This window comes from Hyphomonas sp. (genome assembly GCF_041398465.1).
In the GTDB taxonomy this organism is placed as follows: Bacteria; Pseudomonadota; Alphaproteobacteria; order Caulobacterales; family Hyphomonadaceae; genus Hyphomonas.
This window is the reverse complement of record NZ_JAWKUS010000001.1, coordinates 556,036-577,829: the sequence shown is the minus strand read 5'-3', so window position 1 is coordinate 577,829 and position 21,794 is coordinate 556,036. Positions and strand designations below refer to the sequence as shown.

Annotated in this window: 24 protein-coding genes and 1 tRNA gene; 10 read left to right on the top strand and 15 right to left on the bottom strand. The window is 61.0% G+C overall.

Annotated features, from left to right (window positions below; all coding sequences use genetic code 11):
* Positions 1 to 4 precede the first annotated feature (4 nt).
* Together mprF and R3C98_RS02750 are read left to right on the top strand one after the other, a co-directional pair.
* The gene (gene mprF, locus R3C98_RS02755) at positions 5 to 2,551 is read left to right on the top strand and encodes a bifunctional lysylphosphatidylglycerol flippase/synthetase MprF (protein WP_371312586.1); all 2,547 of its coding nucleotides are present in this window, start codon (positions 5 to 7) and stop codon (positions 2,549 to 2,551) included.
* 57 nt (positions 2,552 to 2,608) lie between these two features.
* Positions 2,609 to 3,568, top strand: coding sequence for an MBL fold metallo-hydrolase (locus R3C98_RS02750; RefSeq protein ID WP_371312585.1), 960 nt, complete (start codon positions 2,609 to 2,611; stop codon positions 3,566 to 3,568).
* A gap of 3 nt (positions 3,569 to 3,571) precedes the next feature.
* On the opposite strand, the gene R3C98_RS02745 is transcribed toward R3C98_RS02750, so the two are convergent.
* From R3C98_RS02745 to R3C98_RS02730, 4 genes are all read right to left on the bottom strand, one after another.
* Positions 3,572 to 4,144, bottom strand: a complete 573-nt coding sequence (locus R3C98_RS02745; RefSeq protein ID WP_371312584.1) for a cob(I)yrinic acid a,c-diamide adenosyltransferase — start codon at positions 4,142 to 4,144, stop codon at positions 3,572 to 3,574.
* Between the two features lie 18 nt (positions 4,145 to 4,162).
* A complete protein-coding gene (locus R3C98_RS02740) occupies positions 4,163 to 4,369 on the bottom strand; it encodes a twin transmembrane helix small protein (RefSeq protein ID WP_034766637.1) in 207 nt (68 codons plus the stop codon).
* Between the two features lie 94 nt (positions 4,370 to 4,463).
* Entirely contained in the window at positions 4,464 to 4,772 is a 309-nt protein-coding gene (locus R3C98_RS02735; RefSeq protein ID WP_371312583.1) for a cell division protein ZapA, read from the bottom strand.
* Between the two features lie 3 nt (positions 4,773 to 4,775).
* A complete protein-coding gene (locus R3C98_RS02730; RefSeq protein WP_321490575.1) occupies positions 4,776 to 5,045 on the bottom strand; it encodes a DUF4164 family protein in 270 nt (89 codons plus the stop codon).
* Between the two features lie 86 nt (positions 5,046 to 5,131).
* Between R3C98_RS02730 and tkt the strand changes: the two genes are divergently transcribed.
* Positions 5,132 to 7,120: a transketolase gene (gene tkt / locus R3C98_RS02725; RefSeq protein ID WP_371313327.1), complete on the top strand. Its 1,989-nt coding sequence runs from the start codon at positions 5,132 to 5,134 to the stop codon at positions 7,118 to 7,120.
* Between the two features lie 6 nt (positions 7,121 to 7,126).
* Here tkt and R3C98_RS02720 read toward each other — a convergent pair whose 3' ends face one another.
* Entirely contained in the window at positions 7,127 to 8,260 is a 1,134-nt protein-coding gene (locus R3C98_RS02720) for a citrate synthase (protein WP_371312582.1), read from the bottom strand.
* Positions 8,261 to 8,340: 80 nt separating this feature from the next.
* Between R3C98_RS02720 and R3C98_RS02715 the strand changes: the two genes are divergently transcribed.
* Entirely contained in the window at positions 8,341 to 9,408 is a 1,068-nt protein-coding gene (locus R3C98_RS02715) for a citrate synthase/methylcitrate synthase (RefSeq protein WP_371312580.1), read from the top strand.
* Between the two features lie 3 nt (positions 9,409 to 9,411).
* On the opposite strand, the gene R3C98_RS02710 is transcribed toward R3C98_RS02715, so the two are convergent.
* Entirely contained in the window at positions 9,412 to 9,843 is a 432-nt protein-coding gene (locus tag R3C98_RS02710) for a hypothetical protein (protein ID WP_371312579.1), read from the bottom strand.
* 51 nt (positions 9,844 to 9,894) lie between these two features.
* Positions 9,895 to 10,131, bottom strand: coding sequence for a hypothetical protein (locus R3C98_RS02705; RefSeq protein ID WP_371312578.1), 237 nt, complete (start codon positions 10,129 to 10,131; stop codon positions 9,895 to 9,897).
* Here R3C98_RS02705 and R3C98_RS02700 point away from each other — a divergent pair.
* The 3 genes from R3C98_RS02700 (at position 10,130) to R3C98_RS02690 (ending at position 11,600) form a co-directional block, all read left to right on the top strand.
* Positions 10,130 to 10,555, top strand: a complete 426-nt coding sequence (locus R3C98_RS02700; RefSeq protein WP_371312577.1) for a DUF2214 family protein — start codon at positions 10,130 to 10,132, stop codon at positions 10,553 to 10,555. The two genes, R3C98_RS02705 and R3C98_RS02700, sit on opposite strands and share 2 nt — an antisense overlap.
* A gap of 102 nt (positions 10,556 to 10,657) precedes the next feature.
* Positions 10,658 to 11,026, top strand: a complete 369-nt coding sequence (locus R3C98_RS02695) for a hypothetical protein (protein ID WP_371312576.1) — start codon at positions 10,658 to 10,660, stop codon at positions 11,024 to 11,026.
* A 124-nt stretch (positions 11,027 to 11,150) separates the two neighbouring features.
* The gene (locus tag R3C98_RS02690) at positions 11,151 to 11,600 is read left to right on the top strand and encodes an ABA4-like family protein (protein ID WP_371312575.1); all 450 of its coding nucleotides are present in this window, start codon (positions 11,151 to 11,153) and stop codon (positions 11,598 to 11,600) included.
* Here the strand turns inward: R3C98_RS02690 and R3C98_RS02685 are convergent.
* The 4 genes from R3C98_RS02685 to R3C98_RS02670 form a co-directional block, all read right to left on the bottom strand.
* Positions 11,597 to 12,553: an IS481 family transposase gene (locus R3C98_RS02685; RefSeq protein ID WP_371312574.1), complete on the bottom strand. Its 957-nt coding sequence runs from the start codon at positions 12,551 to 12,553 to the stop codon at positions 11,597 to 11,599. The genes R3C98_RS02690 and R3C98_RS02685 overlap by 4 nt on opposite strands.
* A gap of 84 nt (positions 12,554 to 12,637) precedes the next feature.
* Positions 12,638 to 13,099, bottom strand: coding sequence for a hypothetical protein (locus R3C98_RS02680; protein ID WP_371312572.1), 462 nt, complete (start codon positions 13,097 to 13,099; stop codon positions 12,638 to 12,640).
* Positions 13,096 to 13,581 carry an MmcB family DNA repair protein gene (locus R3C98_RS02675; protein WP_371312571.1) on the bottom strand — a complete coding sequence of 162 codons (486 nt, stop codon included), beginning with the start codon at positions 13,579 to 13,581 and terminating at the stop codon, positions 13,096 to 13,098. The genes R3C98_RS02680 and R3C98_RS02675 overlap by 4 nt, the downstream gene beginning before the upstream one ends.
* A 70-nt stretch (positions 13,582 to 13,651) precedes the next feature.
* Positions 13,652 to 14,428: a thermonuclease family protein gene (locus R3C98_RS02670; protein ID WP_371312570.1), complete on the bottom strand. Its 777-nt coding sequence runs from the start codon at positions 14,426 to 14,428 to the stop codon at positions 13,652 to 13,654.
* A gap of 91 nt (positions 14,429 to 14,519) precedes the next feature.
* On the opposite strand from R3C98_RS02670, the gene R3C98_RS02665 reads away from it, so the two are divergent.
* Positions 14,520 to 14,596: transfer RNA gene (locus tag R3C98_RS02665), tRNA-Arg, on the top strand.
* A 99-nt stretch (positions 14,597 to 14,695) separates the two neighbouring features.
* Positions 14,696 to 15,916 carry a tyrosine-type recombinase/integrase gene (locus R3C98_RS02660; RefSeq protein WP_371312569.1) on the top strand — a complete coding sequence of 407 codons (1,221 nt, stop codon included), beginning with the start codon at positions 14,696 to 14,698 and terminating at the stop codon, positions 15,914 to 15,916.
* 81 nt (positions 15,917 to 15,997) lie between these two features.
* Here R3C98_RS02660 and R3C98_RS02655 read toward each other — a convergent pair whose 3' ends face one another.
* The 4 genes from R3C98_RS02655 to R3C98_RS02640 form a co-directional block, all read right to left on the bottom strand.
* Entirely contained in the window at positions 15,998 to 16,756 is a 759-nt protein-coding gene (locus R3C98_RS02655) for a hypothetical protein (protein WP_371312568.1), read from the bottom strand.
* A gap of 3 nt (positions 16,757 to 16,759) precedes the next feature.
* A complete protein-coding gene (locus tag R3C98_RS02650) occupies positions 16,760 to 19,222 on the bottom strand; it encodes a class I SAM-dependent DNA methyltransferase (RefSeq protein WP_371312567.1) in 2,463 nt (820 codons plus the stop codon).
* Positions 19,223 to 19,528: 306 nt separating this feature from the next.
* Positions 19,529 to 19,777, bottom strand: coding sequence for a transcriptional regulator (locus R3C98_RS02645; protein WP_371313326.1), 249 nt, complete (start codon positions 19,775 to 19,777; stop codon positions 19,529 to 19,531).
* A gap of 128 nt (positions 19,778 to 19,905) precedes the next feature.
* Positions 19,906 to 21,044 (bottom strand): IS3 family transposase gene (locus tag R3C98_RS02640; RefSeq protein WP_371312552.1). Its coding sequence is split into 2 segments (ribosomal slippage): positions 19,906 to 20,786 and positions 20,786 to 21,044, totalling 1,140 coding nucleotides; the frame shifts between segments, so codons are not numbered across the junction.
* Positions 21,045 to 21,223: 179 nt separating this feature from the next.
* On the opposite strand from R3C98_RS02640, the gene R3C98_RS02635 reads away from it, so the two are divergent.
* Positions 21,224 to 21,790, top strand: coding sequence for an antirestriction protein ArdA (locus R3C98_RS02635; protein ID WP_371312566.1), 567 nt, complete (start codon positions 21,224 to 21,226; stop codon positions 21,788 to 21,790).
* Positions 21,791 to 21,794: the final 4 nt, after the last annotated feature.

Genomic DNA, 21,794 nt, shown 5'->3' with positions numbered 1-21,794 from the left:
GGGGATGGAGGCGGACATCAACAAGCCTCAGGAACGGCCGGCCCGGCCGAATCCCGTGCCGCTCCTACTGGCGCTTGTTGCGTTTGCCGCAGCGATCTTTGCCATCCACTCGAGGCTTGATCATCTGTCGATGTATCTGATCTATGCCCGGCTTTCCGCGCTGTCGCCGTTGGCGGTGTCGGTCGCGCTGGGCGGCATGCTGGTGAGTTATGCCGCAGCCACGCTGCGCGATAGTCTGACGCTTCGCCATCTGGGCCTCGCACGGCCGTGGCGCGACACGGCGTTCAGTTCATTTACGGCGCAAGCGGTCGGAAACTCTCTCGGAGAGATGGAGCTGACCGGTTCATCCGTCCGTTCAAGGATATATGGTGGGCTTGGCCTGTCGGAGGATGAGAGCCAGGCGGTTTCCCGCATGACGCGGATCAGCCTCACGGTCGGTGCGCTCCTGCTCAGCGGCGTCGGCCTCGTTTTCGAGGCGGCGTCCTTTCCGGTGCATTTCGGGTTTTCCGACAGGGCGGCCATTGCCATGGGCTGCGTGTTGCTGGCGCTGGTTGCCTGGCACATTGGCAATGCCAGCCTGCTCGTACCCGGCGGGTTGTCCGGCGTGCTGGCGCGCGTCGGGGTCAGCCTTGTCGACTGGGTCGCTGCCTGTGTTGTCCTGTTCGCTCTGTTGCCAGCTGCGACAGACATCGGCTTTGCTGCCTTTGTGCCGGTCTTTGCGCTCGCTTGCCTTGTGGGCGGGGTCAGCGGACTGCCGGGCGGGATTGGCGTGTTCGAGGCAGTCATCCTGCTGCTGTTGCCGGCAAGCCCCGTGGAAGGCCTTGTTGCGAGCCTGATTGCCTTCCGGGCGATTTATTACCTCATCCCGCTGGTGATTGCTGCCGCTGGCATGAGCCGGCGCCTGCTGCACCGTCATGCACCCGCGCTGCAAGGCGCCCGGCGGGGGGCAGGGGATGTCGCGACCCTGTTCGCGCCAGTCGTCTTCGGCCTGCTGGCGTTTGCCAGCGGCGCCTACATGCTGATCGCGGCGATGACGCCTGCATTGCCGGCCCCCCTCAAGGCGGCGGCGCACTACCTGCCTCTGCCCTTGATCGAGCTGTCGCATTTCCTGGCGTCGATCGTCGGCCTGTTCCTGCTGATCGTGGCGAATGGTCTGGCGCGCCGGCTCAGCCATGCCTGGATGGTGGCGATGGGCCTGTTGCTGGCGGGCATCACGCTGACGCTGACCAAGGGGGCGGGACTGACAGAAGCCCTGCCGCTGGGCATTGTGCTCGGTGTGCTTGGACTCTCGCGCCCGGCTTTCTATCGCGCAACGCCGCTCTCTGCGACGCGGCTGACCCCGGTCATGACGCTCGCCATCCTTGCGACGCTCGGCGCGGTGATCTGGCTGGGGCTCTTCTCTTATGAGCATGTCGATTACCGGAATGAGCTCTGGTGGCAGGTCGCGCTGCAGGGCGGCACGTCGCGTTTCCTGCGGGCCGCTGCGGGCGTCAGCGTGCTCGCTTTCCTGTACCTGGTCTGGAACTGGTTGCGTCCGCTGCATGCCCCGCCGGAGGAGGCGCCACCGCTCAGTGAGATCCGCGGGATATTGGACGCTGCCGACACGGCCCGTCCGGACGCGGCGCTCGCCCTCTCTGGCGACAAGCGTTTCCATTTCAGCCCGTCACGGCGGTCTTTCATCATGTTCGGTGTGCGCGGATCGAGCTGGATCGCCATGGGCGAACCCGTTGGCCTTGCCGAGGAGATCCCGTCGCTCGTCTGGTCCTTCCGGGAGGCAGCCGATGCGGCAGGTGCGAGCATCGCCTTCTATGGCATGGGGCGGGATTTCCTCCCGCTCGCGGTGGAGCTTGGCCTTTCTGTCCAGAAGATCGGCGAGACGGCGATAGTGCCGTTGGCAGAATTCTCGCTGGAGGGCTCCGACCGGTCTCGCATGCGGCAGGTCTACAACCGGGCAGGCCGGGACGGATTGACCTTCGAGGTGCTGTCCCCGGCGGACGTGCACCCGCACATGGACCGGCTGAATGAGATTTCCCACGCATGGCTGGACGCCCATGGCGGGACGGAAAAAGGCTTCTCCCTTGGCCGGTTCGATCCGGACTATATTGCGAGCTTCCCCATCGCTGTGGCGCGGCTGAACGGAGACATCGTCGCCTTCGCCAATCTCTGGCCGGGGGCGGGCAAGCAGGAGATCGCGATCGACCTGATGCGGTTTTCGGGCGACGCCCCGCGTGCGGTGATGGATTACCTCTTCATCTCCACCATTCTGTGGGCGAAGGGGGAGGGATATCAGCGCTTCGATCTCGGCATGGCGCCGCTGGCCGGGCTGGAGGCGCACCGGCTGGCCCCGGCGATGACGCGTATCGGGGCTTTCCTGTTCGAGCATGCCAATGCCGTCTACGGTTTTGAGGGCCTGCGCGCCTACAAGGAAAAATTCCATCCTGTCTGGGAGCCGCTTTACCTGGCTGCGCCGAATGCGCGGGCCTTGCCAGGCGCGCTCGCCGATGTCGGTATTCTGACGAGCGGTGGCCTCACCCGGATATTCCACAAGTAATCCCCTTGCACGCCGGGCGCGTGTCTGCCTTGATGCGCGCAAAACAGGGAGGAATTCATGCCACGCTGGGAATACACCAAAGGGCTGAAGGATATCGGCAACGGGCTTTACGCTTGGCTGCAGCCGGATGGCGGCTGGGGCTGGTCGAATGCCGGCCTGATCGTCGACGGGGACCAGTCTCTGCTGGTCGACACGCTGTTCGATATGCACCTCACCCGGGACATGCTCTCCGCCATGGCGGATGCGTCAGGGGTGGGCGCCGAAGACATCGGCACGATCGTCAATACACATGCCAATGGTGATCATTGCCATGGGAATGGATGCTGTCCGCATGCGGAGATCATAGCGTCCGAGGCGAGCGCGAAGGAAATGTCGGAGATCCCGCCGGATGCGCTGGCGACCTTCAAGAAGATGGGCGGTCAGCTCGGCCCGGGTGGCGCTTATTTCGCCGACATCTTCGCGCCCTTCGATTTTGACGCTGTGGAGGAACGCCTGCCGACGCAGACCTTCTCAGGCCAGATGGACCTGACAATCGGCGACAAGACGGTGGAACTGATCGAAGTCGGCCCCGCGCATACGGGCGGCGATGTCATCGTCCATGTCCCGGAAGACAAGACGGTCTTCACGGGCGACATCCTCTTCATCGACGGCACGCCCCTGATGTGGGCGGGGCCTGTAAAGAACTGGATCAATGCGTGCGAGAAGATTATCGGCATGGAGGCAGACGTCATCGTGCCGGGGCATGGTCCGGTCACGGACAAGGCGGGTGTTCAGCGCGTCGCCGATTACCTCGCCTATATCGATGCCGAGGCACGCAAGCGCTTCGATGCCGGGCTCAGCGTGCGGGATGCCGCGCTCGATATCGCGCTCGGCGATTATGCCAATTGGGGCGACGCTGAACGCATTGCCGTCAATGTCGACAGCCTTTACCGCGAATATCGCGGAGACGGGAAAGTGACCCCGGTGATGGAACTCTTCACCCTGATGGCCGAAGCCCGGGATGCGATAAGGCGGTAAACTCTACCGGTTCGCGCCGGGCACCCATTTGATATCGTCCGCGCCATTGCTGTTTGCGGCGCGGGCCGCCACGAACAGCCAGTCTGACAGTCGGTTGATGAAGGCGAGGGCTTCCGGGCTGACCGGTTCGTTGTTCATGCCGGAAAGTTCCGCGATCTTCCGCTCGGCTGTCCGGCAGAGGGTGCGGGCGACATGCAGCTGTGCGGCGAGCGGTGAGCCACCCGGCAGGATGAAGCTGTCGAGCGGCGGAATACGCGAATTCATCGCATCAATCTCTTCCTCCAGCCGCTTTACCTGCGACTCCACGATGCGCAGCGGCGTCCATTCCAGCACGCGGCCGCGGTCTGGCGTCGCGAGGTCAGCACCCAGATCGAACAAGTCGTTCTGTATGCGGCGGATAGCTGTCAGCATTTCATCATCGGCGTGAAGGGCCGCCACGCCGAGCGCCGCATTCACTTCGTCAACGCTGCCATAGGAGGCAACGCGGGGGTGCCATTTGTCCACCTGTTCGCCAGTCGACAGACGAGTCTGTCCCTTGTCGCCGGTGCGCGTGTAGATCTTGTCGAGTTTGACCATGGGGCCTCCTCAGGGAAATCAGAAGTGGATGGCGCCGGCCATGAAGCCGATGACCACCAGAAGGGCGATTACGACGGCCTGGATGAAAATACGCATCCGCATCAGCTTGTTGGACCGGCTGGGCTGGTTCTCATCGGTACGCGCAAGGTTTGCGATGCCGAGCCCCAGCACGACCAGAAGGGCGGCCATCGCGCCGTAGAAGAGAATGGTAATCAGCATTTGCATGTCGTGTCGCCTTTCCGGCCTTGTATTCCTTCTAACATAGGCTGGCGAGGCAGCGGTGACAGGCGCGAAAGCGTCGCGCCCCGCTGACCTGATGTCAGCCGCCGGATTCCAGCCGCGTGGCGAGGGCCTCGATCCGCTCGGATACGGCGGCCATCGCCTCGGCCGCTTTCTGTTCTGCAGCAGGGGAGGACCCGCCCGCCTGACGGGCGGCATCCAGCTCATCCAGCAGGGCCAGGGCCGTAATCAGCAGCAGACGGTCTTCGCCAATGTCGCCAACCGCGCTGGCAATATGCTTCACGCGTGCGTCCAGCTGCTGGGAGAGCGCGACAATTCGCGCTTCCTGGCCGGGCGCGCAGGCGATGGAATAGTTCCGGCCACGCAGGATGATGTCGGCCTTGGCCACGCCTCAGGCCTCCTTGCCGAGGGCGGCGCGCACTTCCTCGATGGCCGCGCCCAGCGCGCTGCTTGCCTCGTCGGCCAGCGCCTGCAATTCGGTCTCGCGGGCGAGGGAAGCGTCCAGTTCCTCGGCCAGTCTTTCGCGGTCGGAAACGAGGGCGGCGATCTCTGCGGCGACCACGTCCGGATCGCCGGCACGGGCCAGCAATCCGTCAACGGCCCCCTCGAGGCGCCGGATGGCCGCATCGAGGCGGCGTGATTCGCGGTCGATGTCGCTCATGTTTCAAAGGCTTAAACTCAATACGCAGCTACGCCAAGCGGCTTGACGTAGCTGCGGGAGTCTGGCCTAGCACACTTCCGGAGCGACTGAGGGAGATCAGCAGAATGGCTGTAACCAACCGGGACATGGCAAACGCCGTTCGTGCCCTATCCATGGATGCGGTGGAAGCCGCGAAATCGGGCCATGTCGGCCTGCCGCTGGGCATGGCGGATGCAGCCACCGTGCTGTTCCGCAAATTCCTGAAATTCGACCCGGCAGACCCGGCCTGGGCAGACCGCGACCGGTTCGTCCTGTCGGCCGGTCACGGCTCGATGCTGATCTATTCGCTGCTGCACCTGACGGGCTACAAGTCTGTTTCGCGTGACGATATCCGCAACTTCCGCCAGCTCGGCGCGACGACCCCCGGTCACCCTGAGAACTTTCACACGTCTGGTGTGGAGACAACCACCGGCCCGCTGGGGCAGGGCATCGCAACCGCCGTCGGCATGGCCATGGCAGAGCGTCACCTGAATGCCCGCTTCGGCGACGACCTCGTTGACCACCATACTTATGTCATTGCTGGCGACGGCTGCCTCATGGAAGGCATCAGCCAGGAAGCGATTACGCTCGCCGGTCATCTGAAGCTGAACAAACTGATCGTTCTCTTCGATGACAATTCAGTCACCATCGATGGCGGCACGGATCTTTCCGACAATACCGACCAGTGCGCCCGCTTCGAAGCCTCCGGCTGGGTCACGAAGAAAGTGGACGGCCATGACGAGAAGTCGGTCGAGGCCGCGCTGACCTGGGCGAAGAAGCAGAAGAAGCCGGTGATGCTCGCCGTGAAGACGATCATCGGCTACGGCGCGCCGAAAATTGCCGGCACCGGCAAGGCTCATGGCGGCCCATACGGCGCAGAAGAGATCGCGGGCATCCGCGAAAACATCGGCTGGAAATACCCGCCCTTCGAAGTGCCGGCCTCCATCGAGAAAGCCTGGCTGAAAGCCGGTGAGCGTTCGAAGAAAGACCACGAAGCCTGGAAGAAGCGCCTCGCTGCGTCTGACCACAAAGGCGAATTCAACGCCGCGATGACCGGCCGCCTGCCGAAGAACATCGCCAAGGCGATCAACAAGCACAAGAAAGCCGTCGCCGAGGGCGGTGAGAAGAAAGCCACCCGCCAGTGGAGCGGCGCGGCACTGGAAGTGCTGACGCACCTTGTGCCGGAAATGATCGGTGGTTCCGCTGACCTGACCGGTTCCAACAACACCAAGACCAGCCACACAGACCCGATCACGCCGAAGAACTGGGCCGGCCGCTACGTCCATTATGGCGTGCGCGAACATGGCATGGCCGCTGCGATGAACGGCATGGCGCTGCATGGCGGCATCCTGCCTTATTCCGGCACCTTCCTTGTGTTCGCGGACTATTCGCGCGGCGCCATCCGCCTCGGCGCTCTTATGGGCACACGCGTCGTGCACGTCATGACGCACGATTCCATCGGCCTCGGCGAAGATGGCCCGACGCACCAGCCGGTCGAGCATGTTGCCTCGCTGCGCGCCATGCCGAACATGCTGGTCTTCCGTCCGGCGGACGGCGTGGAAACGGCCGAGTGCTGGGAACTGGCCATTGCAAACGAGACCGGCCCGTCCACGCTGGCGCTGACGCGTCAGGGCGTTGCGCCGGCCCGTACCACGCATACGGATGAAAACCTCTCCGCCAAAGGCGCCTATGTCCTGTCCGACTGCAAGGGCAAGGCGCAGGCCACGATCCTGGCGACGGGATCCGAAGTCGAGATCGCGCTCGCAGCGCAGGCTCAGCTCGCAGAAGAGGGTATCGCAACGCGTGTCGTGTCCTGCCCATGCTTCGAACTCTTCGAGCAGCAGCACGGCAACTACAAGCGCTCCGTCCTCGGCACCGCCCCGCGTGTCGCCGTCGAAGCCGGTGTCCGCTTCGGCTGGGATCGCTGGATCGGTGAAGATGGCGGCTTTGTCGGCATGACCGGCTTCGGCGCCTCGGCCCCGTACCAGGATCTCTACAAGCATTTCGGCATCACGGCGCAGGCCGTCGCTTCCGAAGTGAAGAAGCGGATCTCGTAAGCCGTACTATCGGCCGGTATAATTCGCCCTCGGACGGATGAGCCGGCCGCTTGCCTGCTGCTCGATCGCATGCGCGATCCATCCGGCCATGCGTCCGCTGGCAAAGATCAGGAAGGGCGCATCCTCCGGCAGGGAGAGCTGCACCGACAGCGCCGCCAGTGCCATGTCGACATTCGCGGCATGACCGCTCGCCGCTTCAGCCGCCTTGATGGCGCGCTTCAGGGCAGGGGCGGGCTTCATCCAGCGGATCAATGCGGCCGCCCGCGGGTCACCCGCCGGATAGAGCGTGTGGCCGACAGCGGGAACCCGTTCGCCCCGCGCCGCAAGGCTGGCGAGCGCGGCCTGTGGTCCATCCTCCATCGCGCGCTTGAGATAGGCGAGCGCCCGCGCATTGGCTTCGCCGTGCAGGGGCCCGGTCAGCGTGGCGGAGCCTGCAAGGGCACAGGCCGCCAGCGGCGCCCCGGTGGAAGCAGCCACCCGCGCGGCAAAGGTGGACGGGTTAAGCTCATGGTCTGCGACCAGCACAAGCGCCCGGCGCAAGAGGTCTGTCCCGCCGGGTGTCAGGTCCCAATGCCGCCCGAGGCGCTGGTGGAAGAAACCGCGTCCGCCCGTGCCCGTCACCGCCGAGCACACGCCCGCCAGCAATTGCGCGCCGTCCTCGGACAGCGCTGCGCTGCCCCGTCCGAAGCTTGGCGGGTCATGTGCCGCTCTGTCTGCCAGATAGGCCAGAAGGCGCGCTTTGCCGGTGTCGCCCTGCGCCTCGTTTCCGGTGGCGGAGCGGCTGGGGGACGGGGCGCTCGCCTGCCATAAAAGGGCTGCGGCTTCCTCGAGCGTGGCGTCGGCAGCGAGCCTCACGGCATCTTTACCGCGATAGATCAGCTTGCCGTCCCGCACGGTCGTGATGGCGGTTTCCATCACCGGATCGCCCCAGGAAATGGCCGCGCTGGCGATCGCCTGCCGGCCCCGGCCGCTGCGCCGGCGTTTTACCAGACCTGTAATATCTACGGCCGAATACACGCTTGCGCGCGGGTCATTTTCGTCCGGCCGGGAGGCGATCAGCCCCCGGCTCACATAGGCGTACAGCGTCTGGGGTTTCACGCCCAGGGCTTCGAGTGCGTCGTCGCGTCCAATCCAGCTCATATATTGATTATATTGATCAAGATTGACGAAAGCCAGCCCCGGCGCGACATGAACGTCAAATTTGTAGAAGGAGATTTCACATGGATTCCGGATTGGAAAACGTTGTCGCCGCCGAAACCATTCTGTCGGATGTGGATGGCCAGAACGGCCGCCTCGTCATTCGCGGCTGGCCGGTCCAGCTGCTCGCCGCCTCGATGGCCTATGAAGACGCTGCCCATCTCTTGTGGCAGGGCTTCTTCGAAGACCTGCCGGATGTGGCAGACCTGGGCGCGCGGCTCGGCGCTGCGCGGGTGGAGGCATTTGACCTTGTCGCGAAGATCCCGGACGGTCTCGACATCGTCCGCTTCCTGCGCACCGGCTGGTCGTTGCTGGAAGACGATGAGAGCCTGAATTCCGCGATCCGCCTCGCTGCGGCAGGCCCGGTCTTCACTGCAGCCGCCGTGCGCCGTGAGCGCGGGCAGGCCCCGATTGCACCGGATGCGGACCTTTCGAAGTCGGCAGACTTCCTGAAGATGATCACCGGCAAGGTGCCGGGGGAGGCGGAGGCCCGCGCGCTCGATGCGTATCTCGTCACCGTCTGCGATCATGGCCTCAACGCATCGACCTTCGCTTCGCGTGTCGTTGCCTCCACGCGGGCCGGGCTGGTCTCTGCGGCCATGGGCGGTATCTCGGCCCTGAAAGGCCCGTTGCATGGCGGCGCGCCGGGTCCGGTGCTCGACATGCTGGACGAGATCGGCATTCCGGAAAATGCGGAAAGCTGGATCGACTCCGCGCTTTCCCGGGGTGAGCGCCTCATGGGGTTCGGCCACCGGGTCTACCGTGTGCGTGATCCGCGCGCCGATGCCCTGAAAGCCGCTGTTGCACGCCTTCCGGGTACGTCAGGCCGGATCGCATTTGCCGACCATATTGAAAAGACCGTTCTCGGACGGCTGGCGAAGAAGTATCCAAACCGGACGCTGGAGACGAATGTGGAATTCTCCACCGCGCTTCTGCTCGAAGCGCTCCAGATTCCGCGCGAAGCTTTCACCGCCACCTTCGCCTGCGGCCGTATCCTCGGCTGGACGGCGCATGCCCGTGAACAGATCGCCGAAGGCCGCCTCGTGCGCCCCCGGTCGGTCTATACCGGTCCCGTGCCCGAAATGGCGTAAAGGTCAGTCTCCGCAGGAGGCTGGTTCGTCGAAATACTGGTAGCGCGACGTCTGGTAAGCCCGGCCCTCCAGCATCTGTTTCATGCGGGGGTGGTCGGGTGATGCCAGGGCCTCGAATTTGGCGAAGTCTTCCACGGCGCAGTAAGGTCCCGCATGCGGACCGGCGCTGGTATAAACGCCCCGGATCAGGCCGCGCATCAGATAGGTCTCCGCCAGATCGTCCTGCCGCAGATCGTCCCGCGCCAGAAGCTCGGCGAACGCAGCTTCGCGCGTGTCGTAATCGTCTTCCTGATAAGCGCTGTTCACCAGTTTCTTGAACGCGTCATAGGGCAGGTAAGCAGGTTCGGGCGCGGCGGCTTCGGGTGCGGGCGCCGGTGCACTGGCGCAGGCGGTCAGAAGCGCAGCGGTCGCGGCTGCCAGGACAAGTTTGTACATGAATGTGGTCCCCCTCGGATCGATTCGGTCTGAACTGTTTACAGGGCCGTATCAGGGCAGGCAATTGCCCGGGAAGGTGGAAAGACCGGACACGGTCCTCTCTTTTCCGGCGGCCGTATTCTCGGCTGGACGGCGCATGCCCGCGAACAGATCGCCGAAGGCCGCCTCGTGCGCCCCCGGTCGGCCTGTACCGGTCCCGTGCCCGAAGGCGTGATTGCAGCGCGACAGTTTGACGGCTTCCGCCTGCAGGAGGAAGCCGTCAGTCTGCTGTGTGAGGGGACAGGTCATGGCAGACTTATACTGGGTGAAACTTCTCCATCTCAGCGGATTTGCAGGATGCCTGCTGGCCAGCCTGTTCAAGAATATCACCCTGTTGCGGCCGGTCGTGTCCGGGGCAGGGCTGTCTCGCCTTCTGGTTCTGGACAAGGTCTCCGGCCTGTCTTCCGTGGTCATCCTGGCTACCGGTATCTGGATGGCCGGATGGCTCGCAAAGCCGACGGAGGCCTATCTTTCCAGTCCGGTCTTCTGGCTGAAGATCGGTCTCTTTGCGGCTGCCTCCGCCGCCGTCCTGTCGACAAAGCCGCTGCTGCGGCATGCGAAGGCCGCCGGCCATTTTGAGCCATCAGGACGGGAGAGATGGCTGCTGGCCTTCGATTTCAGCGCCATCGTGCTGATCGCCGCGCTCGGCCGCTGGGTCGCAACGTCTCTTTAGGCGGGGAGAGGCGCGGCGCTCTCCCACATCGGATCCGGAACACTTGCTGGCGTATGAGGGGGCTCAATCCACCCGGTTCGCAGACGCCCCATCCTTTCCGGCATGCATCCTGATCTCCGCCGTCTCTTCCAGCTTGTCTGGCCGGTGTTCTGGCCGTGGCTGGTCTGGAATCTTGTGCGCGCTGCCCGCTGGCACGAACGCACCGGGCGGGATGTGCTGTTCGCGGTGGATCGTTTTGGCAATCTCCGGTTCGCCTTTGTGGCTGATGCCCCGCCGCCCGATACTCTCTACACATATGAAGCGCCGCGCATGGCGGCATGGGACCATCCTGCCCTTGGCAGCGATGTGCCGGTTTGCGTGCGCGCGTCAGACGCGCCGGTCCGTCATGATCCGGACAAGTCCGGTATGGTCATGCATAGTCATGACATAGTCCGGCATGATCATGGGCTGCACGTCCGTGGTCCGCCTTAGCCGGGCGCAATCCGAATTCAGCTCTCACCACCGGATGGCCCCGCCATTCCGGCCGCAAGTGCTGGAAGATTCCTTGCCGCCGGGCCAGTCCCGGCGCAGACTTGCAGAAAAACGGGAGGACCCCATGACCTATGAAACGGTCTACACACTCATAAATCTCGCCGTCATGCCGGCCTGGCTGCTGCTGGCGCTGGCGCCCGGGACAAGCATCACGCGCCTCGCCGTGCATTCGGGCCTCTATCCGCTGGCGCTCGGCATATTCTATATCGTCACCCTGTCGATGACCCTGTTTTTCGGCATGGGCGCTGAAGACGGCGGTTTCAACACGGCCGCGGGCGTTTCGCAGCTGTTCTCTCATCCGCTCGGCGTTCTGGTCGGCTGGTCGCATTACCTCGTCTTCGACCTGTTCGTCGGATCGTGGGAAGCGCGTGACGCAAGACGGCGGGGCGTGCCGCACTGGATGCTGTTGCCCTGCCTGTTCTTCACCCTGATGTTCGGCCCGGTCGGGCTCTTGCTCTATCTCGTCCTGCGCGCAGCCAGCGGGAAGGGCGGCTGGAGCCTCGCCGAAGCCTAGGTGTGGACTCTCAACAGGTTGTCCTCGGAGAGACCGAGTCGACTGATGGGTGTTTGATTTTTAATCCCGCCATGCGGTCGATGGAAGTTGTATCGATGCGTCCAGTCATCGAGGCATGCGGCTCTGTGGTCTGATGTGTCGTAGGATTTTGCGTAGGCCCATTCCCTGAGGGCGGTCTGGATGAAGCGTTCGGCTTTTCCGTTCGTCCGGGGCGTGTAGGGTTTGGTGCGGACATGTCTGAGGCCGAGCTCACGACAGGTATTCCTGAAGGCGTCAGACCGATAACATGCCCCATTGTCTGTCATCACACGCCGGACGGTAATGCCGAGGCGATTATAGTAAGCCACGCAGGCCTTCAGGTGATCGACGGCACTGGGGGCTTTTTCGTCAGGATGGATCTGGTTGAAGGCGACGCGGGAGGCATCGTCCACGGCGACATGGACGTACTCCCAGCCGACACCACGATGGAGAGACTTGCTCTTGCGGCTTCCGGTGATGCGATGCCCGGGGCGCCCGAAGCGGCCGAGTTTCTTTATGTCGATGTGGATCATGTCGCCGGGATTTGGGTGCTCGTAGCGGCGGGACGGTTCAGGCGGATCGAGATCCCTCGCCCGGCTGAGCCTTGCAGCGCGGAGGATCCGACTGACTGTGGCTGGCGAGACCTTGCATCGGTGGGCGATCTCATGTCCCGGCAAGCGTTGACGACGCAGCTTGAGGATCCTCTCCACGGTCGCGCCGGGCGTAGGGCGATACAGCCGGTGCGGACGCGAGGAACGCTCCCTGAGGCCGTCGGGGCCCTCAGCAAGGAAGCGGTTCACCCACTTGCTGACCGTCTTGCAACAGACGCCAAAGGCCTGGGCGACGCGGCTTCGGCTTTCTCCTTCCTCGATCACACGCCGGACAATCTCGGCTCGACTATGAGGTGTGGTGCGGGCATTCTCGTGGATGTCCATTCGGTGTCCTTTCCTGGAGTTGAAGTCTCGCAACCTCAATCTCCTCGGTCAGGCCCGAATGGACAACCTATTGAAAGATCACACCTAGGCTTCGCTATCGGTCTTGGCCTGCCGGAACAGGTCGAGCTGGCGCGGGTCGACATAACGCCGGCGTGACGGCTTGGTGCGGCCGCGCCGGAAATAGAGATCGTCTGTATGGTCTGCCGGTTCGGCGGCTTTTGCGTCGGCCTTCGGTGCCGGTTTGGCGGGCTTTTCCTTCACCGCGCCGGGCAGGGCCAGCTTCCACCAGGTGACCGCGACGACCGGGTTCCCCTTGTCGTCCTCATAGCGCTGAAGGTGGCCATGGGCGAGCGCATCGGAGGGGGCAAACATGGCTTCGGCCGCTTCGGCGGAAACGGTCAGCCAGTCGGTCGCAAGTTCGGCGACCTTGAGGTTGCCATCGAGCGTCATCGCAAGCGCTTCGGCTTCGGCCAGCGTGCGCGCGGCCGGGGCCACCTTGGACAAGGCGGCGTCGAGGGTTTTTCCGAGGGGATAGGCGTGACTCATAGGCCGCTGGAAGTAAGCGCTGCTTCGCTCGCCGTCCAGCCTGCATCCGCCGCTGCAGAAAGCCGCATCGCAGCGAGACGGGCGAGGCGAAGCGTGACGGCCTTGCGCCGGGCGGGGGAGAGCTTGTCGGTCGGGGCCTCCCGGATGACCGCCGCGCCAAACGCATCGGCGACGATCAGGCCGGCCTCCTCGGGGATCAGCTCCTGCGGGAAGTCATGGTCGACGGCGAACAAGAACCGGTCGCAGAAGGGCATGTATTCCGGCCATTTGGCGTCTGACTGGAAATCCGGCACGCCGGACTTGATCTCCACGATCCAGACTTCGCCGCCGGGGCCGATGGCGGCAATGTCTGCCCGGCGATTATTGGCGAGGGGCATTTCCTGGATACCGCAGAGGCCGAGATCCGCCAGCAGGCGCAGCGATCCGCGGGCGATCGCTGCGGCGCGGGCAAGGTCTTCGGTCGTGTCGGCACCATCGGGCATGCGAGTCGTGTTCCTGTATTGTTCCGGCCACCCTAGTCCCGCCCCGGCGGCAGGGTCAAGCGGGCGCTCTTCAGGCCGGAGGCGGTGGCGGCGAAGGCGGCAGAGCCTGAAGGTCCAGCCCGTGGGCCACCTCCATCTGCCCGTCGCGCACATAGCCGCGCGCCAGCACCTGTGTCCCCTCGGCCAACTGACAGTAAGCGGCCGCGGCGTTCGAGATTTCCAGCGACAGCGGGCTCGCGCGGAGGCGGAGCGCGCAGCTCGTGCCGAATGCATCGACGCCTTCCATCCCGCTGATTGTGCCGCGCACCAGCTGGAAGCGTTCGAACCTGTCCGGCAGGGCGGATGCCTGGGCGACGCGGTAAGCCTGCTTCGCCCACAGGCCGCGCCGGTCATCCCGCGCTTCGGCCTCGATCGCCGGGAAGGTCTCGCTGCCGGCGGCGGTGTCCGGATAGACGCGCATCCGCGCGCCGCCCCGACGGAGCATTTCGGCATTCAGCCAGAGGTCCGGCCCCAGCGCATCGGTGGTGCGGACCTGGGCGAGCGCGCGGTCATACCGGTCCCGTGTCAGGCCGCCGTAAAAGAGCTGGACCTCCCGGCCAAGCGCCATGTCCTCCAGCATACGCCGGGCTTCTTCCTGGAAGGGCTCGCCCGCGCGTTCCTTCCAGGGCCGGGCAGGGGCTTCGATGCTGGCAAGCCGCACGCTCTGGCCGGTGTCGAGCACCAGCGCATCGCCATCGATCACCCGCACCACGCGGCCAGATTCCCCGGGTTGCAGCGCATCCAGCGGATGAGGTTTCGCGCAGGCGCCCAGCAGGCCGAGCAGGAGAAGGAGGAGAAACCGTTGCATAGCCGGAATGTCCTAGCATGCCGGGCGACGGCCGCCAGCTATCAAACCGGGTTCAACCCTCCGGCCAATTGCCTTATAGGTCGCTCCCGACGGTCCCGTAGCTCAGCAGGATAGAGCAACAGATTCCTAATCTGTAGGTCGTGAGTTCGAATCTCGCCGGGATCGCCAAAAATACTTTAAAAACAAGGTATTATAAAAGTTCTAAAGTTAGCTCTTGCTCACAAATGGCTCCGTGGTAACTATATGGTAACCGGAGGCTAAAAAACCGTGGGGAAACTTCGCCTTACCGATACCTGGCTTTCGGCTGTGACCGACCCCGGAGAGTATTCCGACACGATCGAATCCTGCCTGAAAGTGAGGGTCGCCAGGACCGGCGCGAAGACATTTTCTGCGGTACGAAAGCTGGGTGGCAAGACTGTTCGGGTTCGCATAGGTGCCTATCCTGAAATTGGCTTGCGAGAAGCCAGAGTCCGGGCAGGGGAGTTCCGGCAGAAGCGCGCGCTTGCGCCAACTCCAGCTGCGCGAACGGAGGAACTGGCCGATGCGGTTTCTGCCTCTGTTGCCAATTTCTTCGAGGACTATGTTGCCGACATGAAGAGCCGAGGTGTCGCCTCGGCGGGGCGCGTGCGAGGCGTCCTGATTGATGGCAAATACGCCTTGCTTCCGTTTCTCGTGGCGCGACATGGGGGCATGCCGCGTGCCGGAGAAGTAACCATCCAGGACCTGCAGGCGTGGATGGCGGAAAGCTATGCGCGCAGCCCGGGATACGCAGCACACCTTCGATCCTACATCGTCACTGCTTGGAAGTGGGCGGTGAAGAACCGCTACGATTTTCGAGGAAGTGCCAGGGACTATGGCATTGCTTCCAATATTGCCGAGCAGTTGCCGACAGTGCCGCGCGGAAAACCGGGCGATCGTTTCCTCTCGAACGGCGAGCTCAGGACGCTCTGGCATGCGCTGGATGAGAACCATCCGACGCACCGCGTCCTGAAACTGATGATCGCCATGGGTGGGCTTCGGGTGACAGAGATCGCAACAAGTTTAGCCGACGACTGGCATAATGGATGGCTGATCTTGCCGGAGACCAAGAACGGCAAATCGCATCAGCTACCGATCACTGCGACGGCGGCCCCATTGGTGGAGCGATGCCTGGAACGCGCCCATCCGCATTCGCCCTATCTTTTGTCAAATCCTCGGAACCCGGCCGAACCGTTGACGATCGCTGCAATCTCTCGGGCGGCTAAGCGTATTAACAAAAGGCTCGAGTTTACAGAATGGAACCCGCGTGACCTTCGCCGGACGATGAAGACCCACCTCATTGATGCCGGGATCGACGAACGCTGGCTGGATATCTGGCACAATCACGGTCAGACGGCGAGTGTAGCTCGCAAGCATTATATTCGGGCGGAGTATGCGGATCTAAAGCGGGATGTGGCGGCAGCGATCGATGGCTGGCTGGGGCCGGCTTTGTTCGGTGAATGCGTTTAGAGCAGCAGTCGTGGAGCGATTCCGCCAGTGAAGGTTCGATCTGGTGTCGAGTGCAGAACCTGAGATTGAGCGGAACGTTTACTAGCGCAAACGAACCAGTTCTTCTGAAAGATAATCCAACGTTCCTTCAAGCCATGTCGATAGATCGGCAACCGAGTTCGGAGCATGAGCATGCGCTCCGGAAACGTCGCTTTTCCACCAAGATGCTGCGCTGGCGAAGTGAACCCTGCTCAGCTTTTTTGCGCATGTTAGATTATTTTGAATTCCGTCCGATATCATATCTTCCGAGAATTCCCGAATTATGTCTTCTGTATCTGAACTTTTGATTTCTCCAATTAGGCTCTTAGCCTCGTTTGAATAATCATCAGATGACAAACTATCTACTGCGTCGAACTGCCAGTGAGGGTGCCCAGCATTTCCCGCTTGGAATGCATATGATTCCCCCGACCACTTTGCAAACCCGGACCATTCCGCACGAAACATTTGCGGCTTATCTATCTCACCTACACTGCCAAAGTGTATCGTTATGCCAGTAGATCTAAAAGAATATCTCTGTGTTGCTCCCGCTGCAGGTTCCAGAGCCCATTCCTCTCGATATCCGATCCATGCAAATGTCTCTCCTGAAAGGCGCCAAGCAGGCGCAACCTGTGCGGCTCTCCCGCGATTGCGTTGGATTACTTCACAGCCTGTCCCAACAATCCCGGTGACGACTGAATTTATAAGCCATTCCGTTACTAGCTGTGGTTCTGCGGTTCCGCTCGCGTGCGCTTTGAGTATTTTCTCTACTTGCCCAAAGTGCGCTTCCAGCCTGCTCCGTGGTACGATGAGTTCCGCGGTCATTCTTTAGTCCAATGCGAGCAAGTCAACGCCATAAAGCTGATTGGTCAGTCTGTCCACTTTGGATTGCCACGAGGCTGAACCAATCTGCGGCTCCATTCCTAATGTTGTAAGTTGATTGATTGTTTTGCTATCGATTTCGCTTTGCGCTATCGAGGGAATATCAGGAATGGGTATAGAATTCACGTATCGAGGGCTAAGATCAAATTGGCCGCCAGCGACATGAGGTGAATGCAGACTAAGCAGTTTTAGGAATGGTCGCGAATTGAAAATTGCAGAATAAGCTGCGACGATAGAAGCGGCTGACAGATAGTTGCTCTGCTCATTGTTTGCTTCCAGCCATTTTGGAAACCAGACAAACCCTTGCACGACAAACCACTCCGCATCAAGATCAACTGCAAATCCCCCTAGTCCTGCAAATCGCTTTGATACAATTCTGGGGCTTGAATCAAACGCCCAAGACGCGCGTGAACGCATTAGCCCCCACCAATCGGACCGCTTTGCCTCTTTGATACTCGCTCGATTTGCGAGCCGCTCCCGATTTGGATAAAGGTAATGGCTTGCATAAATGGGTACGAATTCTTTGAGCTTTGCTTCAGAAGCGATTAGTTCGCCTTTCTCATCGTAAGGATAAAAGATGTAGTACTTTTGCTTCAGTCGACCGTCGAAGATAGTCTCGTTCATAAGTGCGGGCTTGAACCACTTGCGCTCTTTGCTGGGCAATTTTTGAAGTTGTTCAAGTGACAGCACGAAAGCGGGGTTCATTCCAGTTTGAATTCCCTGACGTACTTGAAACAGTTCTTCTAGTCGCGCCAATCCGACTTGTGAGTTGAATTTTGCTAAGACATCTTCTGTCGCAGGCGAAAGCAGTCGCCAAGTTGGAGACTCGCTAAACGTGGTGCGTGCAGTTTCGAATAGCCGGAAGTCTTTACCAAAAGCAATTGCGGATTGGTCTGATGATGACTTTCGCAATTGACGCAAGGCCATACTGGTGGCTTCCGGATCATTTGCAGCGACTAGCACTCGCGTTTGTAGCTCGCGTTTACTGTTTAACTCCGGCTTCCTGGCGACTAAAGCGGCTACCTGAACTGTGGCATACGAGAATAGTCCGTAGTCGCCTAAAGCGCCAATGAAGCAGATGTCCGTTTCAGCTGCTAGCCACTCACGCCACTTCTGAGCAGATTGAAGGCTTAAGAGACTGTTTGGCATCAGGGTGCCGAGGACGCCATTTGGCTTTAAGCAGGCTACAGCCTTGGCAACGAAGGCCATACTGTAGTCTCCGCGGCCACCCAGGTTACCCTTCAAAATTTCGGACATTTGCGTTCGCTGATCCCGCGTCATGGCTGACCAAGCTACGAACGGCGGATTCATCAAAACGATATCAGCCGGCGGCAGATCATTCGCAAGTGAATCTGAAGTACGAAGGTCTAGCTCTACACCACCGCCCGGCGACCAGTCGAGAGCTGCAAGCTGAAGTACAAACTTGGCCATTTCTATGGCTGAATGAGAGTAGTCAATTCCAACAAGTTTGACTCGTCCCTCAAACCCGAGTCGTTGCAGTGTCCGAAGAGCTTCGTGAAGAAACGCTCCTGATCCACATGCAGGATCTATGATAGTCAGCTTTTCGGTAGTGATGATATTCGGTACTTGGCGAAAGGTTTCTTCAACGAGACTTCTCGCGAGCGCGGGCGGAGTAAAATGGGCTCCACCCCTGCTTACTGCTGTCGCCTTGGCAGGGCCGATGTGGTCAAACAGATCCGGCCGAGGAGAACGGAAGAGTTCATAGTGAGCTTCTTGAAAAATTTCGCTTCCGGCGTGCCTAACTGCCAATGCAGGATATAGCGTAATGTTTCTGTAGAAATCGTCTGTGTCCAAAAGGAAACGAAGAAGGGATTCTCGCCCAGTCTGGGAAACCCTATCAAGGGCCGACTTGTCAATCTCGAGCTGCGAGACCAGTGCGATTTGGTCAGCTTGGTTTTGCATCTGAGATTGGGTGATCGCTTCTGACAATAGCGCGAGAAATGCGCCTGTGGAATGATCGTCTGGGAGACCAGCATCAGCTACTAAGGATCGCATCCGACGATATGAGTCGACGATGTGCGTTACTACTCTGCGATTAGATTTTATCCGATCTGCTGTCAAAAATCGGTAAAACTCTGGGCGCTTTTCTTCTACACTCTTGCGAGTGAACACTTCCGGATTTGGTTTGTCCCACCTTACCACGCCGACCTCTGATTCCGTCATTGTTACGTGGTGGGACAAGTCAGACGACCAGGCCCAGTCAATCGACTTTTCATTTCGCCAGATTTTGTCGTTGCTGATGGATAAGGCAAAGCTACCATTGCCTCCATCGAGAAGAACGAAATGTTCGCCGTCCGATTCTCGATCAATCGGTCCAAATAGAGGAGCGAGAGCGAGTCCGAAATCCATGGCCCAACTATTGGCGATATCTTGGGGCGTATTTGTCATGCCAACATAACTCGAAGCAAATTCATCCTTTGCGGCGAATCAACTCGCAGCCGAATACCAATCACCATCAAACGAGGCTCCAAAGGAAGCTTTAATCCAAAATAGGTTGTTTGCTCTGCGGGCCGTGTTCTTTCCACTGCGCGTACAAGCGAACAAGGAAGCAACAGTTCGGGAGCGAGCCAAACGGCACCCTCAGTTTGTGCGCGATGTACAGTCGTCGTGCAGCATACGCGCAACATTGGCGTGATTTGAATGCCCTGCCTGAGCATCAAAATTATGTGCCACTGATTAGGCTTCTCCAAGGACCTATTTTCTTAGCCTTACACCCGCGCCGCCATCTATGCACTCTTTGGGACCAAGGAAGACAACTCCCCCTTCTTCCAGCGCGCGACGCACCGCTTCGACATTGGCCTCTGTACTCGCCGAAGGTCCGCGAACACTTTCCATTCGACGTACGGTCGGAACTGACAACTTTGCTGCTTCCGCCAATTTCGGCTGGGTCCAATCGAGAAGGGCGCGGGCAGCGCGGAGTTGAGCAGCGGTAAGGTCAGTCATTTTCTTTTTAAGATCATATTTACATAAAACGATCACGGCGTTATGTTGCGTGATATCAAACGACTTGCTCTGCCCCACAGGGGTGGTCCACCGGTTTTGTTAGTCCGGCGGTTTTCACGTAGCGGCGTTCATGCCGCTACCTCCTCACAGTAAGGCGGTATGAACGCCGCGGGCAAGATGGTTTGTGGAGCGGGTGGCCGGTAGCCCAGAGAAGAGTGCGGGCGCGCGGTGTTGTAGTGCCGCCGCCAGGTTTCGATCAGGATCTGGGCCTCCCTGAGATCGAAGAAGATTTCCCTCGCCAGCAACTCGTCCCGGAGCTTGGAGTTGAAACTTTCGCAGTATCCGTTTTCCCATGGGCTTCCCGGTTCGATATAGAGCGTCTTCACGCCGATACGTGCCAGCCAGTCACGGAGGGCTGTTGCAATGAACTCAGGGCCATTGTCAGAGCGTATGTGTTCCGGCGGCCCATGCCGAACGAACAGCTCACCCAGCGTGTCGAGGACATCCCGTGAGTTCAGCTTTCGCTCGACTCGGATGGCGAGGCACTCCCGTGTAAACTCGTCGACCACACACAGCATGCGGAACACACGTCCATCATGGGTGCGGTCCTGCACGAAGTCATAGGACCAGACATGGCCTTTGTGCGCCGGCCTCAGCCGCACACACGAGCCATCATTCAGCCAGAGACGACCGCGTTTTGGTTGTTTCATCGGCACTTTCAGCCCCTCCCGTCGCCAGATGCGGTAAACCCGCTTCTCGTTCACATGCCAGCCATCATTTCTGAGGAGCGCCGTGATCCGGCGATAGCCATACCGGCCGAACCGTTCGGCCAGGCGGATAATCGCCGATGTCAGGGCGTCCTCATCATCTCGCCGTATGGGCTGCTTGCGCTGGGTCGAACGGTGCTGGCCGATCACACGGCAAGCCCGGCGTTCGGAGACGCCAAGCTCTTCCACCACGTGATCGACTGCAGCACGACGACGCGAAGGGCTTAGAACTTTCCCCGCACGACTTCCTGAAGGATCTGGTTGTCCAGCGTGAGATCAGAGACTGCGCGCCGAAGCCGGGCGTTTTCCTTCTCCATATCTTTCATGCGCTTGGCTTGGTCGACCTGCAGGCCGCCATACTCTTTGCGCCAGCGGTAGTAGGTCTGTTCGGTCACACCGACGGCGCGCGCCGCCGAAGCTGCAGTTTCACCGCGAGCGAGGCGAACCTCCACCTCCCGCAGTTTCGCAATAATCTCTTCAGGCTTGGCTCTCTTGCCCATGTCTCAGCTCCATATCTGAAGCCGGAACTAACTCAAATAACGGACCACTTTTCGGGAGGCAGACCACCCTGACCTGGCGCCCCTTGCGCGGCGCCCTTTTGCGCTCCGGCTGAGCGCCTTTTCGCCGCCCACCCCCGCCTGCCGGGGAAAGAACGCCGGGCGGGGCAAAGGAGACTGACATGACTGACCAATTCGCAACCCCTGCGCCCCTTGCGGCAGAGATCGCGCCAGCCGATCCGGATCATCCGCGCATCTATGTGGCCTGCCTTGCGGCCTACAATAATGGCTGCCTGCATGGGCGCTGGATCGATGCCACCACCCCGGATGAGATCATGGAGAAGGTCCGCGCCATGCTGGCGGACTCGCCGCTGCCCGGTGCTGAAGAATGGGCGATCCATGACTATGAAGGCTTCGAAGGCGCGAGCCTCTCTGAATACGCCTCCTTCGACGCCGTGTGTGCGCTGGCCGAGTTTATCGGCGAGCATGGCTGCCTTGGCGCGAAGGTCTATGGCTATTTCGGCAATGACCTAGATGAGGCCGTCGCGGCCTTCGAGGACTATGCCGGGGAGTACCGTTCTGCGGCGGACTTTGCCGAAGAACTGGTGCGGGAGTCCGGAACTGAAATCCCGTCCTCGCTCGACTATTACATCGACTGGCAGGCCTATGCCCGCGACATGGCGCTGAATGGCGAGATCCTCGTGTTCCAGACGGGTTTCGACGAAGTCCATCTCTTCTGGACACGATAGGGGA